Annotated in this window: 16 protein-coding genes; 10 read left to right on the forward strand and 6 right to left on the reverse strand. The window is 63.3% G+C overall.

What is annotated here, in order from left to right; genetic code table 11:
* Nucleotides 1-193 precede the first annotated feature (193 nt).
* Nucleotides 194-2,452 (reverse strand): OmpA family protein, encoded by a 2,259-nt coding sequence (locus tag ACMGE0_RS18535; protein WP_436817344.1) that lies wholly within the window; start codon nucleotides 2,450-2,452, stop codon nucleotides 194-196.
* Nucleotides 2,453-2,783: 331 nt separating this feature from the next.
* Here ACMGE0_RS18535 and ACMGE0_RS18540 point away from each other — a divergent pair, with 331 nt between their 5' ends.
* The 4 genes from ACMGE0_RS18540 (at nucleotide 2,784) to ACMGE0_RS18555 (ending at nucleotide 5,703) form a co-directional block, all read left to right on the forward strand.
* A complete protein-coding gene (locus ACMGE0_RS18540) occupies nucleotides 2,784-3,563 on the forward strand; it encodes an ABC transporter substrate-binding protein (protein WP_436817345.1) in 780 nt (259 codons plus the stop codon).
* A 116-nt stretch (nucleotides 3,564-3,679) separates the two neighbouring features.
* Nucleotides 3,680-4,462: an ABC transporter permease gene (locus ACMGE0_RS18545; protein ID WP_436817346.1), complete on the forward strand. Its 783-nt coding sequence runs from the start codon at nucleotides 3,680-3,682 to the stop codon at nucleotides 4,460-4,462.
* Nucleotides 4,459-5,289, forward strand: a complete 831-nt coding sequence (locus ACMGE0_RS18550; RefSeq protein ID WP_436817347.1) for an ABC transporter permease — start codon at nucleotides 4,459-4,461, stop codon at nucleotides 5,287-5,289. Before ACMGE0_RS18545 ends, ACMGE0_RS18550 begins: the two co-directional genes overlap by 4 nt.
* A gap of 147 nt (nucleotides 5,290-5,436) precedes the next feature.
* Entirely contained in the window at nucleotides 5,437-5,703 is a 267-nt protein-coding gene (locus ACMGE0_RS18555) for an usg protein (RefSeq protein WP_436817390.1), read from the forward strand.
* A 13-nt stretch (nucleotides 5,704-5,716) separates the two neighbouring features.
* Here the strand turns inward: ACMGE0_RS18555 and ACMGE0_RS18560 are convergent, their stop codons facing one another.
* Nucleotides 5,717-6,439, reverse strand: a complete 723-nt coding sequence (locus ACMGE0_RS18560; protein WP_436817391.1) for a DUF2270 domain-containing protein — start codon at nucleotides 6,437-6,439, stop codon at nucleotides 5,717-5,719.
* A gap of 122 nt (nucleotides 6,440-6,561) precedes the next feature.
* On the opposite strand from ACMGE0_RS18560, the gene ACMGE0_RS18565 reads away from it, so the two are divergent.
* The 6 genes from ACMGE0_RS18565 to ACMGE0_RS18590 are packed head-to-tail and all read left to right on the forward strand — an operon-like array spanning nucleotide 6,562 to nucleotide 10,596.
* Nucleotides 6,562-7,371 carry a class I SAM-dependent methyltransferase gene (locus ACMGE0_RS18565; RefSeq protein WP_436817348.1) on the forward strand — a complete coding sequence of 270 codons (810 nt, stop codon included), beginning with the start codon at nucleotides 6,562-6,564 and terminating at the stop codon, nucleotides 7,369-7,371.
* 23 nt (nucleotides 7,372-7,394) lie between these two features.
* Nucleotides 7,395-7,955, forward strand: coding sequence for a DinB family protein (locus ACMGE0_RS18570; protein WP_436817349.1), 561 nt, complete (start codon nucleotides 7,395-7,397; stop codon nucleotides 7,953-7,955).
* A gap of 7 nt (nucleotides 7,956-7,962) precedes the next feature.
* Nucleotides 7,963-8,373 (forward strand): HemJ family protein, encoded by a 411-nt coding sequence (locus tag ACMGE0_RS18575; RefSeq protein WP_436817350.1) that lies wholly within the window; start codon nucleotides 7,963-7,965, stop codon nucleotides 8,371-8,373.
* A gap of 28 nt (nucleotides 8,374-8,401) precedes the next feature.
* On the forward strand, nucleotides 8,402-8,917 hold the full coding sequence (locus ACMGE0_RS18580; protein ID WP_436817351.1) for a GNAT family N-acetyltransferase: 516 nt from the start codon (nucleotides 8,402-8,404) through the stop codon (nucleotides 8,915-8,917).
* Complete coding sequence (locus ACMGE0_RS18585) at nucleotides 8,889-9,896, forward strand: NAD(P)-dependent oxidoreductase (protein WP_436817352.1); 1,008 nt, start codon at nucleotides 8,889-8,891, stop codon at nucleotides 9,894-9,896. The genes ACMGE0_RS18580 and ACMGE0_RS18585 overlap by 29 nt, the downstream gene beginning before the upstream one ends.
* Before the next feature lie 10 nt (nucleotides 9,897-9,906).
* Nucleotides 9,907-10,596, forward strand: coding sequence for a DNA alkylation repair protein (locus ACMGE0_RS18590; RefSeq protein WP_436817353.1), 690 nt, complete (start codon nucleotides 9,907-9,909; stop codon nucleotides 10,594-10,596).
* On the opposite strand, the gene ACMGE0_RS18595 is transcribed toward ACMGE0_RS18590, so the two are convergent.
* The 4 genes from ACMGE0_RS18595 to ACMGE0_RS18610 are packed head-to-tail and all read right to left on the reverse strand — an operon-like array spanning nucleotide 10,593 to nucleotide 12,678.
* Entirely contained in the window at nucleotides 10,593-11,228 is a 636-nt protein-coding gene (locus ACMGE0_RS18595; protein WP_436817354.1) for an ATPase, read from the reverse strand. The genes ACMGE0_RS18590 and ACMGE0_RS18595 overlap by 4 nt on opposite strands.
* Complete coding sequence (locus ACMGE0_RS18600) at nucleotides 11,215-11,424, reverse strand: hypothetical protein (RefSeq protein ID WP_436817355.1); 210 nt, start codon at nucleotides 11,422-11,424, stop codon at nucleotides 11,215-11,217. Before ACMGE0_RS18600 ends, ACMGE0_RS18595 begins: the two co-directional genes overlap by 14 nt.
* Nucleotides 11,425-11,480: 56 nt before the next feature.
* Nucleotides 11,481-11,969, reverse strand: coding sequence for an Lrp/AsnC family transcriptional regulator (locus ACMGE0_RS18605; RefSeq protein WP_085424292.1), 489 nt, complete (start codon nucleotides 11,967-11,969; stop codon nucleotides 11,481-11,483).
* 49 nt (nucleotides 11,970-12,018) lie between these two features.
* The gene (locus tag ACMGE0_RS18610) at nucleotides 12,019-12,678 is read right to left on the reverse strand and encodes a uracil-DNA glycosylase family protein (protein ID WP_436817356.1); all 660 of its coding nucleotides are present in this window, start codon (nucleotides 12,676-12,678) and stop codon (nucleotides 12,019-12,021) included.
* Nucleotides 12,679-12,680: the final 2 nt, after the last annotated feature.

The raw sequence follows: 12,680 nt of genomic DNA on the forward strand, positions 1-12,680 counted from the left end.
TCGGGGTGACGATATGGAAATGGGGCGGATGGTGATCATCGGCAAAAATCTGAATCTTCAGATTCCCGAGTTTTACAACTGTCGGCATCACCCACCCCGTGACGCGTCAGAAATAGTGCATATTACGCACTATTTCAACATGAAAAGCCGCCGGATTGCTCCGGCGGCTGACTTTTTCGCGGGCTCGCATTCGTTACTGCTTCGAGGCGACCGGCTTCACCAGCGGCGTGATGCGGCGGACGGTGACGCGGCGGTTTTCCTGTTCCGGGCCGTCGGTGCGCACCTTGAGGTAACGTTCGCCATAGCCTTGCGTCGCGAGGTTTTCCGGCGGAACGTTGAAGGCGTCCGTCAGCACGCGGGCGACCGATTCCGCCCTTTCGTCGGACAGGATCAGGTTGTCCTCGTCCCCGCCCACGGCGTCGGTATGGCCTTCGATCAGGAAGGTTTCGGACGGATCGCCGTCCAGCACCTTGTTGATCGCGTCGGCCACCTTGCGCAGCGATCTTGCCTGATCCATCGGGATTTCGGCGCTGCCGGTCTCGAAGGTGATCGTATCGAGGTCGATGCGCGGCACCTTGTCGCGAATGCGCGCGGAATACCGCACTTCGTCCAGCGAGTAGACGCGCTCGACCTGCTCGACCGGCGGCTGTTCGAGGAACTCGTAATAATCCCGGTCCGGCTCGCTCGACGTGTCGATGATGTAGTCCTCGACCGGCACAGTGAGGCGCATCGGCGGCAGGTCCGCGCCGGGATCGCGCCAGACATAGTCGCGGTCGCGGCGCTCGTCCATCAGCTCGGGAGCATAATAGAGGACGTATTCGTCACCGCCATCCACGATGCGCGAGCGCTGGACGATCTCGCCGTAGCGGTTGCGGACGGTGACGACGCGCGTGCCGTCGTCGCGCACGACGATCTCGCGGACCCGGCCGTCGCGCAGGCGTTCGTATTCCGGCTCGCGGCCGTCGACATAGAAGCGGCGGCTGTCGTCGTGACGCACGAAGGTCTGGTTGTCGATCGAGATGATCGTACGGGCGCCGTCACGATCACGATCCCGGTCCCGGTCGCGGCGGACTTCCTCACGGAATTCCCAGCCGCGCGGCCGGTCGAATTGCGGACGCCCGTCGAGCCGTTCGCCTCGCTCGTCGATCATGGCGCGAACCTGCTCCTGCTGTTCGCGGCTAAGCCGGGTGTTCGCCTGGGCCTCCGCATCGGATCGCGGACGCTCGGCCGGCTGCTGCTCGACCTGTTCCGTCTGCTGGCGGCGCGGGCGCTCCCGGTCGCCGGTCAGACGGGCCGACGGCTCCTCCTTGGCGCTGTCGAGCACGGCGGCGCCATTCTCGACCGGCAGCACGACCTGCTCGCCATCCCGGGCCGAAGCCGGGTCGCGGGCGACCTCGCGGGCGCGTTCGACCTCTTCCGGCGTGCGCGGCGGACGAGCCTGCTCGCGAGTTTGTTGTTCGCGGGTCTGCTGTTCACGTGAGGGCCGACCTTCGGTCGCCTGCTCACGCGTCGGCTGCCCCGGAACCGGCTGCGGCTCCTGGCCCTCCGTCGCCCGCCTGCGAGGCTCTTCGCCCTGCCGCTCACCATCCTGCGTGGCCCGGCCTTCGGCCGGCGGCTGCCGCCTGCGGTCATCCTGGGCCGTGCCGGTATCACGGCTTCTCTCTTCACCTTCGGCATTGCGGCGGGCGGGCGCTTCCGGGGCGGTCTGCGGCGTTGCAGCGCGGTCGGCCGCGCGCGGCCGCTGCGCCGGGGTTTCCGCCTGGTTCTCGGCCGGAGCCTCACGACGTTCCTGGGCGTTGCGGCGCTGCTGGCGTTCGCCGCCTTCCGGCGCGGCTTCACGCGGGCGTTCCGCTTCCCGGGTGGCTGGCTGTTCGGCCTCAGGGGCCGCCTGTTCGCGCTGGCGTTCACGGCGCTGTTCGCGCTCACGGCCGCCTTGCTCCTGATCGGTCTGCTGCTGACGGCGCAACAGACGTTCGGCGCCTCCCTCACCCTGCTCGGCCTGCTGACGGCGCTGCGGACGCTCGCCGCCACCCTGATCCTGATCCGCCTGCTGGCGGCGCTGCTGACGTTCGCCGCCGCCCTCACCCTGCTCGGCCTGCTGGCGGCGCTGCGGACGCTCGCCGCCACCCTGATCCTGATCCGCCTGCTGGCGGCGCTGCGGGCGTTCGCCGCCGCCCTGATCCTGATCCGCCTGCTGACGGCGCTGTTGGCGTTCGCCGCCGCCTTGCCCCTGACCCTCGCCTTGCTCGCGGCGGGGACGACGCTCACGCCCCTCGCCTTCGCCTCCCTGACCGTCCGGCAGAATGAGCTGTTGCTGGACCTCGATCAGGCCCGGCATCCGGCCCGCCTCGATAGCGGGCTTCGGCGGGGCTGCGCTTGCCGGCTGAATCATCAGCGGCAGCGAAACGAGCGGCGCTGCGACGCTGGCGAACAGTCTGAATTTCCTGGACATTGGACATTTCCTCTTTACGGGTGTCATCCCTTTCGTGCGCGTCCTTTATTGCCCAACGGGAGGCGGACTTACGCGCCGGCTGAACGGCATTCGGCCGGAATGGTTCCCTCGGAGGGTGTCGCGGCCCACCTGAACCGCGCGTGAATGCATCGTTCATGTTTCACCGCCGGTCCACCAACAGTTCAGGCCGTGCGGACGTGCACGTAAAATGCCGTTGCAATTTCGTCCGGCCGGTATCTATAAAGCCGAGGTGGGGCTGCAACGCCCTTCTTCCCCGTGGGCGAGATAAATACGAACACGCCGCAGGGGGTCGCCAACAGAGAGGATCATCATGAACATCTCCGCCCGCTTCTTTGCCGCCGCCTCGATTGCGGCATTGTCGCTTTTTGCCGGTTCGGCTGCAGCCCAGGAAAAACTCGTGATCGGCACGGAAGGCGCCTATCCGCCCTTCAACAACCTCGAAGCCAACGGCGAACTCACCGGCTTCGACGTCGATATCGCCAAGGCGCTCTGCGAAGAGATGAAAGTCACCTGCACCTTCGTCACCAACGATTGGGACGGCATGATCCCCGCGCTGCAGTCGAAGAAGTTCGACGCGATCGTCGCCTCGATGTCGATCACGCCGGAGCGCCTGGAACAGGTCGACTTCACCAATAAATACTACAACACGCCGGCAGCGATCGCCGTGCCGAAGGATTCTCCCATCACGGAAGCCACGCCGGAGGCTCTCAAGGGCAAGACGATCGGCGCGCAAGGCTCCACCTCGCATGCGAACTATGCCGAGAAGCACATGCCGGATTCCGAGCTGAAGCTTTACCCGACCGCCGACGAATACAAGCTCGACATCGCCAACGGCCGCGTCGACGCCGCCATCGACGACGTCGTCGTGCTTTCGGAATGGGTGAAGTCCGATGCGGGCTCCTGCTGCAAGATCCTCGGCACGCTGCCGGGCGATGCGGAGATTTACGGGCCGGGCCTCGGGATTGCCATCCGCAAAGGCGAGTCGGCGCTGGTCGCGAAGTTCAACGACGCCATCGCAGCGATCCGCGCCAACGGCAAGTACAAGGAAATCAACGACAAGTATTTCGATTTCGACGTCTACGGCGACTGATTGCGCCGGACGCTCGCCAAGGCTCGGCGGGAGGCTTGCCCTTCCGCCGTTTTTCTTTTTAATGAGACCGACATAACATCAGCGGCACGGCAGAAGCCGCAGGGGAAACCGACCTTATGAGCGGATTCTTTTCCGCCCTCTTCACGGCGCTCGATCCGCTTTGCGGTCCTGTCGGCCTTTTTACGCTGATCGGCTCCGGAACGCTCGTTTCCTGCGGCGAGGCCGGCTGGGGCGACGAGATCGCCTTCGGCGTCAAGGTCACCATCTCGCTGGCGCTCGCCACGCTTCCGGTCGGGCTCGTCATCGGCTTCCTGATCGCGCTCGCCGCCCAGTCGGAGGAAAAGCTGCTGAGGCTGGCGGCCGGCATCTACACGACGATCTTCCGCGGCCTGCCGGAACTGCTCACCCTCTTCATCGTCTATTACGGCCTGCAGATCCTCATCCAGTCGGTGCTTGCCTGGTTCGGCTACGAGGGACGGATCGAGATCAATGCCTTCCTCGCCGGCATGGCGGCGCTCGCCGTCGTCTTCTCGTCCTATTCCTCCGAGGTGCTGCTCTCCGCCTTCCGGGCAATCCCCCGCGGCCAGTACGAGGCGGGCGACTCCCTCGGCCTCCACCGCTGGCGCACCATGCGGCTCATCGTCCTGCCGCAGCTCGTCCGCATCGCGCTGCCCGGTCTCACCAATCTCTGGCTGATCCTGCTCAAGGACACGTCCTATGTCTCGGTCATCGGCCTTGCCGATATCCTGCGCCAGACCGGCATTGCGGCGCGCGTCAGCAAGGAGGCGTTCTTCTTCTATGGCATCGCCTGCCTGCTCTACCTGGTGCTCGCCATGATCTCGTCCTTCGGCCTCGGCTTCGTCGAACGCTGGGCCAGGCGCTCGGAGATCCGCCGATGACCGCCGTGAACGAGCTCATTCCGCCGCGCCCGGCGCCGGCCGCCGCCCGGCGCACCATCACCGGCGCCAGGATCGCCGGCATCGCCGTCCTTGCCCTCTGGGCTCTTCTGGCGATTGCGCTGGCCGGCATGGTCATCGACGGTTGGGACCAGGACAAATTCCTGCGCTACGGCCCGCGCTATCTGTCCGGCCTCTGGGTCACGATCTCGCTCGTCGGACTTGCCGTCGTGTTCGGCGCTCTCCTGTCGGTGCCGATCGCTTTCGCGCGCATGTCGAGCAACCGGGTCCTGAACGGCATCGCCTACGCCTATGTCTATCTCTTCCGCAGCACGCCGCTACTGGCCCAGCTCTTCCTGATCTATTACGGGCTCGGCAGTTTCCGGCCGCAGCTCGAAGCCGTCGGCCTTTGGTGGTTCTTCCGCGATGCCTGGTATTGCGGCCTGTTCTCGTTCGTGCTCAACACCGCCGCCTATCAGGCGGAGATCCTGCGCGGCGCCATCGAGAGCGTGCCGCGCGGCCAGCATGAGGGTGCCGCAGCCCTCGGCCTTCCCAAAAGTATCGCCTTCCGCAAGATCATCCTGCCGCAGGCGCTGATCGTCGCGCTTCGCCCCTATGGCAACGAGATCGTGCTGATGATGAAGGGGTCGGCGGTCGTCGCCATCGTCACGGTCTACGACCTGATGGGCGAGACGCGCTACGCCTTCTCGCGCACTTTCGACTATCAGACCTATCTCTGGGCGGCGATCTTCTACCTCGCCATCGTCGAGACGCTGAGGCACGTCTGGGCCTTCCTGGAAGCCCGCTTGACGCGGCATCTGAAGCGGTAGCAGCACTCGTTCAATTACGCTGCTAACACACTGAAAAAATTCGCGAATATGCCTCTATAGGCCAATTGTAAAGCTTCCGTTAAGCGTGGCATGCTCCCATATCGGGGTGACGCAACGACGTCAACTCGAAACAACGAATGGGAACTGCTGATGTCTGACATGGAAATGATGCTGAAAGGCTACGGCCTCACGACAGCCCAGATCTTCTACCGCCTGCCCGACCATCCCTTGCTGCTCCAGAGCTATGTCTGGCAGTATTACGACCTCGCCCCGGATTTCCCCGAGATGAAGGGTTTTCTCAAGTTCTGGCAGGAAAAGCTGGATGGCCCGCTACATTCCGTCCGCTATGTCCACCGCAAGCTGATCTCGGCCGGCGAATGGCGTGCGGTGAAGGGCGAGATCATCCTGCATTAGGGCTGTGAGGCGGTTAGACATGCACCTCGCCATGAGCGAACTCGCCTTCGTCGGGCTCGCGATGCAGGGCGGCGTATAAGACGGCACAGTAAAGGGCGGCAACGACCGTAACCACGCTCCACCCCGGCAGCGGACCGAGCGCGGCATTGCTCACGGCATCGGAGATGGAGAAAACGACGTCCACCTTCGGCTGGTCAGGCAGCAGCTTGGGGGTCGATATCTTAAGCAGCCAGGCGAGCAGCAGGATAAGGTACATCCAGACGTAGTTGCGGCGCACCCGCCGGAACAATGCCTCGCGATAGCTGATCAAGAAACAGGGATTGCGGAGACTGCGGGCGATCCCCGCCGCCCAGTCCGGCTTGAGGTCGGCCTGCGGGTCGAGCGCCTGCGCGAAGTAATGCCGTTCCAGCTTGCGCACCCTGGCGCGATAGACGTCGAAGAAGCGGTAGCGCCTCGCCTCGATCAGAAGCATCAGCGAAATCAGGAGAATGGCGAAGAGCACCACGCCGTGATGCGATGTCGGCGTGGAAAGGGAAACCGACAGCAGCGCCGCCACCATGGTGATCGCCCAGTTCGAGGTACGGTCGATGCGGTCGCGCCAGCTCGCCATCCGGCCGATCTCGCCGCGATAGTAGTGGATGATCATATTGGCCTTTTCGGCGGAGGTGATCGGCAGCGACGGCGCGCGCCGCTCGACGTTCTGCTCCAACACGTTCGGCCTCTGCTCGCCGCCCATGGCTCGTTCCTCCCGGGGCATTTGCTGGTTTATCCTTCAACGAGCGAGTTCCCGTCGCGTTCCGCCGCATGGACAAACGACGGCCACCGGCTTAAAGCCCTCCCGAAACGAAGGACAAGCCGATGAAGAAGATCGACGAGGAAGCGCTGGCCGAGGCCTACAACCGCGCGCTTTCGCTGGAAAAAGCGGGCGATATCGACGCCGCCGTGAAGGCCTATGAGGAAGTGCTGGCGATCGACCCGGAGGATCACGGCGGCGCCGCCGTCCGCATCGCCGCGCTCGGCCGCGGCGAAACGCCGCCCAAGGCGCCGGACGCCTATGTGGAAACCCTCTTCGACCAGCATGCGGAAAGTTTCGAGGACATCCTCGTCGAGCAGCTCGGCTATGCGGTGCCGGTCATGGTGCGCCAGCGCCTGCAGGCGTTGCAGCTCGGTCCGTTCAAGCGCATGCTCGATCTCGGCTGCGGCACGGGGCTTACCGGCGGCACGCTGCGCGACATGGTCGACGACATAACCGGTATCGACATTTCCGAGAACATGGTTGAAATCGCTCACGAAAAGGATCTTTACGAGACGCTTTACGTAGCGGAAGCCGAGGATTTCCTCGAAGACAATGACGACGAGCCCTTCGACCTCGTCACCGCCACCGACGTGCTGCCCTATCTCGGCGCGCTGGAGCCGCTTTTCTTCGGTGCGGCGGAGAACATGGTGCCTGGCGGCATCTTCGTCTTCTCGTCCGAGACCCTCTCCGACGGCGACGGGCGGCCCTATATCGTCGGTCCGCACCAACGCTTCATCCATTCGGAAGCCTATATCCGCAGCCGCCTTGCCGATACCGGCTTCGAAATCCTCGAAATCTCCGAGATCAACGTGCGCATGCAGGACGGCAACCCAAGCCCCGGCCATCTGGTCATCGCGCGGCTGAAGGGCTAAACCTCCTCCCAACGGAGGATTCGATGACCCCGCAGCGCTATCTTCTCGCCCAGGCCTACAACAATGCCTGGGCCAACCACCGGCTTCTCAAGGTCTGCGGCCGGCTTTCGCCGACCGAGATCGCCGCACCGCGCGTCAGCTTCTTTCCGTCGATCGTCCACACGCTGAACCACATCCTGACCGTCGACTGGCTCTATATCAGCGCGCTCGAAGGCGACTGTCTGGGCGCCGCAGCCTTCGATCCGGAAATCCCCTTCCCCATCTTCGCCGACCTCGAACGCGAGCAGCGTGCGGCCGACCGACGCCTCATCGATCACTGTCGCGGCCTGGATGCCCGAACGCTGACCCAGGAAGTCCGCATTCCGCGTGCGACCCATGTGCAGGCGGAAACCGCCGACCGCGTGCTTCTCCACCTCTTCCAGCACCAGATCCATCACCGCGGCCAGGTCCACGCCATGCTGTCGGGAACGTCCGTCCTGCCGCCGCAGCTCGACGAATTCTTTCTCGCCGATCCGGCCGAACAGGCGCTGCGTAAGCAGGATTTCGCCGAACTCGGCTTCACCGAAGCCATGATCTGGAGTTGATTCGAACATGCTTTATTTCGTCATCAAGGCCCTGCATATCCTTTCCGACTTCCTGCTGATCGGCGGCATGCTGATCAACGCCTTCGTCATCGGCATGGTGCCGCCGGCGATCCGCGTCGGCGTGATCTCGGCGCTTCGCAAATACGATCGCACCGTCACCACCGCCGCACTCGCCGGCGCCTGGATCTTCGGTCTGTGGCTCATCTTCGGCTATATCGGCTTCTCCGACGGCTGGCTGCACGCCAAGCTGCTCCTGGTGGTCCTCTTATCGGCGCTGCATGGCATGCAGGGCGGCTGGATGCGCCGCATGGAGGCCGATCCGAAGCTCGATCCGCCGGCTTTCGTGCGCGCCGGCATGCCGATCATCCTGGTCTCCGTCGTGCTGGTCGTCGCGCTGGCCGTCATCAAGCCGTTCTGATGAAGCAATGCCTCCTTCCCGCGCACTGATGAGAACAAATCGCCTCGTTCTGCGCCCGACCTCCGGCGCGGACGCCGATCGCGCGTTCGAAATCCAGTCCGATTGGGAGGTCACGCGCATGCTGCGCATGGCCTCCTTTCCGCCCGATCGCGAAGCGACCGAAAAATGGTTCGCCGATCACGAACGCGAATGGCTTGCAGGCGAGGCCTACCGGTTCGCCGTGGACATCGGCGGCCGCATGGCCGGTCTCGTCGACGTGGACGGGATCAACGGCGGGAAAGGTGATCTCGGTTACTGGTTCGAGCGGGCGGCCTGGGGGCAAGGCCATGCGTTCGAGGCCGCGCATGCCGTAGTCCGCTTCGCCTTCGAGGAAGCCGGCCTCTCGATGCTGAAATCCGGACATGCGAGCGACAATCCCGCATCGGGCCGCGTCCTCACCAAGCTCGGCTTCGTTCCGCTCGATATCGTGGAGCGCTTTTCCCGCCCGCGCGGCGAAACCATCCGGCAGTGCCGCTATGCGCTTCCGGGGCCGCCACAGCCGTAGCCGTCGTCTTACCGGCAGGAAATGGACGCTTTTCACCGAACCCGGCTTTTCCCACCGGCCGCTTTGCTCTAATCCTCACCCAGCAAAATTCAGGAGGTTCGGCATGGCGAAGGTGGCATTCATCGGTCTTGGGGTCATGGGTTTCCCCATGGCGGGGCATCTGAAGGAAAAGGGCGGCCATGACGTCACCGTCTATAACCGCACCGCATCCAAGGCTGCGGAATGGGCGAAGAAATATGGCGGCCGGACCGGCGCCACGCCCGCGGAAGCCGCGAAGGACGCCGATTTCGTCTTCACCTGCGTCGGCAATGACGACGACCTCCGCTCGGTGACGGTCACGGAGACGGGCGTGCTCGCCGGCATGAAATCCGGTTCGATCCTGATCGACAACACGACCGCGAGCGCCGAAGTCGCCCGCGAGCTCGAAGCGGCCGCAAAGGCGAAGGATATCGGCTTCATCGATGCTCCGGTCTCCGGCGGCCAGGCCGGCGCGGAAAACGGCGTGCTCACCGTCATGTGCGGCGGCGATCCGGCAGCCTTCGAAAAGGCCCGGCCCGTCATCGATGCCTATGCCCGCATGGTCGGCCTCATGGGTCCGGCAGGCGCCGGCCAGCTCACCAAGATGATGAACCAGATCTGCATCGCCGGCGTCGTCCAGGGGCTCGCGGAAGCGATCCATTTCGGCAAGCAGTCCGGCCTCGACATCGAAAAGGTCATCGAGGTGATCTCCAAGGGCGCCGCCGGCTCCTGGCAGATGGAGAACCGCTACAAGACCATGAATGCCGGCAAATACGATTTCGGCTTTGCGGTCGACTGGATGCGCAAGGACCTCGACATCGTGCTCACCGAGGCCCGCCGCAACGGCGCAAAATTGCCGCTGACCGCGCTCGTCGACCAGTTCTACGGCGACGTGCAGGCCATGGGCGGCAACCGCTGGGATACGTCCTCGCTGCTCGCCCGGCTCGACAAGAAACGATGAGCCCGTTCGGATGATCGGGCCTTCCTCCGATGTCGCCGGGATCGTCGCGCATCTCGAAACGCTGCGCTCGGAGGAGAATGTCGCCGGCATGGCTCGCTTCGGCATCGCCACCGGAACGGCGCTCGGCATTTCCAATCCGGACCTGCAGAAGATCGCGCGCCTGGTGAAGCGCGATCATGGACGGGCGCTCGATCTCTGGCGCACCGGCGTCCGCGAGGCGCGCATGCTCGCGATCTATACCGCCGACCCCGCCGCCCTGACGCCGGCCCAAGCACGCGGCTGGTCGGAGGATTTCGCCTCCTGGGAAATCGTCGACACCGCCGCCGACCTCTTCACGGAGACACCGTTCTGGCAGGAGCTGATCGCCGAATTCGCCCGGGACGAGCGGGAATTCGTCCGCCGCACAGCGTTTGCGATGATCGCCGGCGCCGCCGTGCATCGGAAGACGGAGCCGGACGAGACCTTCATCACCTATCTGCCGCTGATCGAGGCGCATTCCGCCGATCCGCGCAATTTCGTGAAAAAGGCCGTCAACTGGGCGCTCCGCAATATCGGCAAGCGCAGCCGCATCTGCCATCGCCCCGCCTTCGCGCTCTCGGAAAAGCTCGCCGCTTCCGTGGACAAGACCGCCCGCTGGATCGGCAAGGACGCGGTCAGAGAGCTTTCGAGCGAAAAGGTGCTGGCGCGGCTGAAGGGCTAGATGCCTGCGGACAAAACGCTTTCAAGCGGAGTGTTCAGACCGGCCGCGACGCAGGAAGCGATACGGCGGTCAAACCGTTCATGGCTGTTCAAACCATTGGCAACAATCCTGCCGTCTTCGATTTCCAGCAATTCGCGATATCCATCAGAGCTGCTGTTGTCATAAATGACGATGGCTTCGCAGAAGAGAAAAGCCTTCTTCAAATTCTCAAAGGCAAGATCGTATCTTCGGCGAATGATAGGCTCAGGTATGTTATGCCCGCCTTGCTGCACACGCTGCTGGACGCGTGCGACATGCAAATCCGCTGAATTGAGCGCAATGAAAATCAGAAGCGTGCGATAACCTTCCTCCTTCGCGCGCTTTAGAAGGTTGATCGACTGGTGGCTACTCAACGTCGTTTCGTAAGTGAAATCCACTCGGCGGGAAAAGACGTTTTCAATAGTTTTCAGAACTAATCTGCCCGCTTGAAGCGACGCGGCTTCGGGATCGCGCGGATTAAGTTCACCGGCCACATCGTCGGCATTGATGAATTTGCCTGGAAAGGAAAGATGTTTGAAAAATGATGATTTGCCGGCGCCATTTGGCCCGGCCAGAACAGTGCATTCCGGCCGGACAAGATTATTCGGCGGCATGCAAACCGGGCTTCATCGCAAAGGGATACGAGTGGAGCACCTTAGTGCCATCAGGCTTTTCCTCCACTATACCTACGCCCACTGAGTGATCGACATAATACGACGAAACGCCATTCGCTTGGGCTTCAACGCGTTCGCGTGGGCCGATCGTCTTGATCACGTCTTTTTTCTTGCGCAGTTCCTCAAGCATTCGCATGAGCCAACCTCCGTTAAGCTCAATATAATGCGTAGGCAGACGAAATCTACAGTAACTTATTCCTCCCCCGACTTCTGGTTGTCGAGCACCATGTAGTCGAGCGGCAGTTCCGTCGTGTATTTGATCTGCTCCATGGCGAAGGCGGAGGAGACGTCGCGGATCTCGATCTTGGCGATCAGCCGCTTGTAGAAGGCGTCATAGGCGCCGATATCGGGCACGACGACGCGCAACAGGTAGTCCACGTCGCCGCTCATGCGGTAGAACTCCACCACTTCCGGGAAATCCACCACCACTTCCGAAAAGCGCTTCAGCCATTCGATCGAGTGGCTGGCGGTGCGGATCGACACGAAAACCGTGACCTTGGTATTGACCTTGCCCGGGTCGAGCAGCGCCACCCGGCGGCGGATGACCCCGTCCTCCTCCATCTTCTGGATGCGCCGCCAGCAGGGCGTGGTGGACAGGCCCACCTTCTTCGCGAGATCCGCGACGGCTAGAGTGGAGTCCTCCTGCAATATGCGCAGGATCTTGCGGTCGAGGCGGTCCATTAACAGTCCTTTCGAAATGATTTTTCGTTATACACGTAATTCATAGGAGTTAACCGAAATTTGTTCTCCGGATCAAGCTATCCACATTCTGGCGCAGCACCGGCAGCACATCCGCCTCGAACCAGGAATTCTTCTTGAGCCAGCCGGTATTTCGCCAGCTCGGATGCGGCAGCGGCAGAATGCGCGGCCCCTCGTTCACAAAGAAATGTTCGCGCCAGTTCCGGACTGTTTCCGTCATGCCCTTCTTGCGGCGGCTGCCCAGATGCCAGGCATGCGCGTAGGCGCCGACGGCCAGAACCAGCTCGATCTGCGGCATGGCGGCGAGCGCCCTTGCCCGCCAGAGCGGCGCACATTCCCTCCTCGGCGGCAGGTCGCCGCCCTTCTCGTCATAGCCGGGAAAGCAGAGGCCCATCGGCACGATGGCGAAGCGGTCGGGATCGTAGAACTCCTCGCGGGAGACGGCCATCCAGTCGCGCAGGCGATTGCCGGAAGCATCGTTGAAGGGAAGACCGCTTTCATGGACGCGCAGCCCAGGCGCCTGCCCGGCGATCAGCACCCGTGCGGTTCTCGAAAGCACCGCCACCGGCCGCGGTTCGTGCGGCAGGCGGTCGCCCTCGCCCTTCGCCGGCGCGTCGCGACAGAGACGGCAGGCCGCGATCGCCTGCCTCAGCACGTTGATCTCTCCCTCGCGATTCCCAATCCGGTCCATGC

This window comes from Neorhizobium descurainiae, from assembly GCF_051400715.1.
Lineage (GTDB): Bacteria > Pseudomonadota > Alphaproteobacteria > Rhizobiales > Rhizobiaceae > Neorhizobium.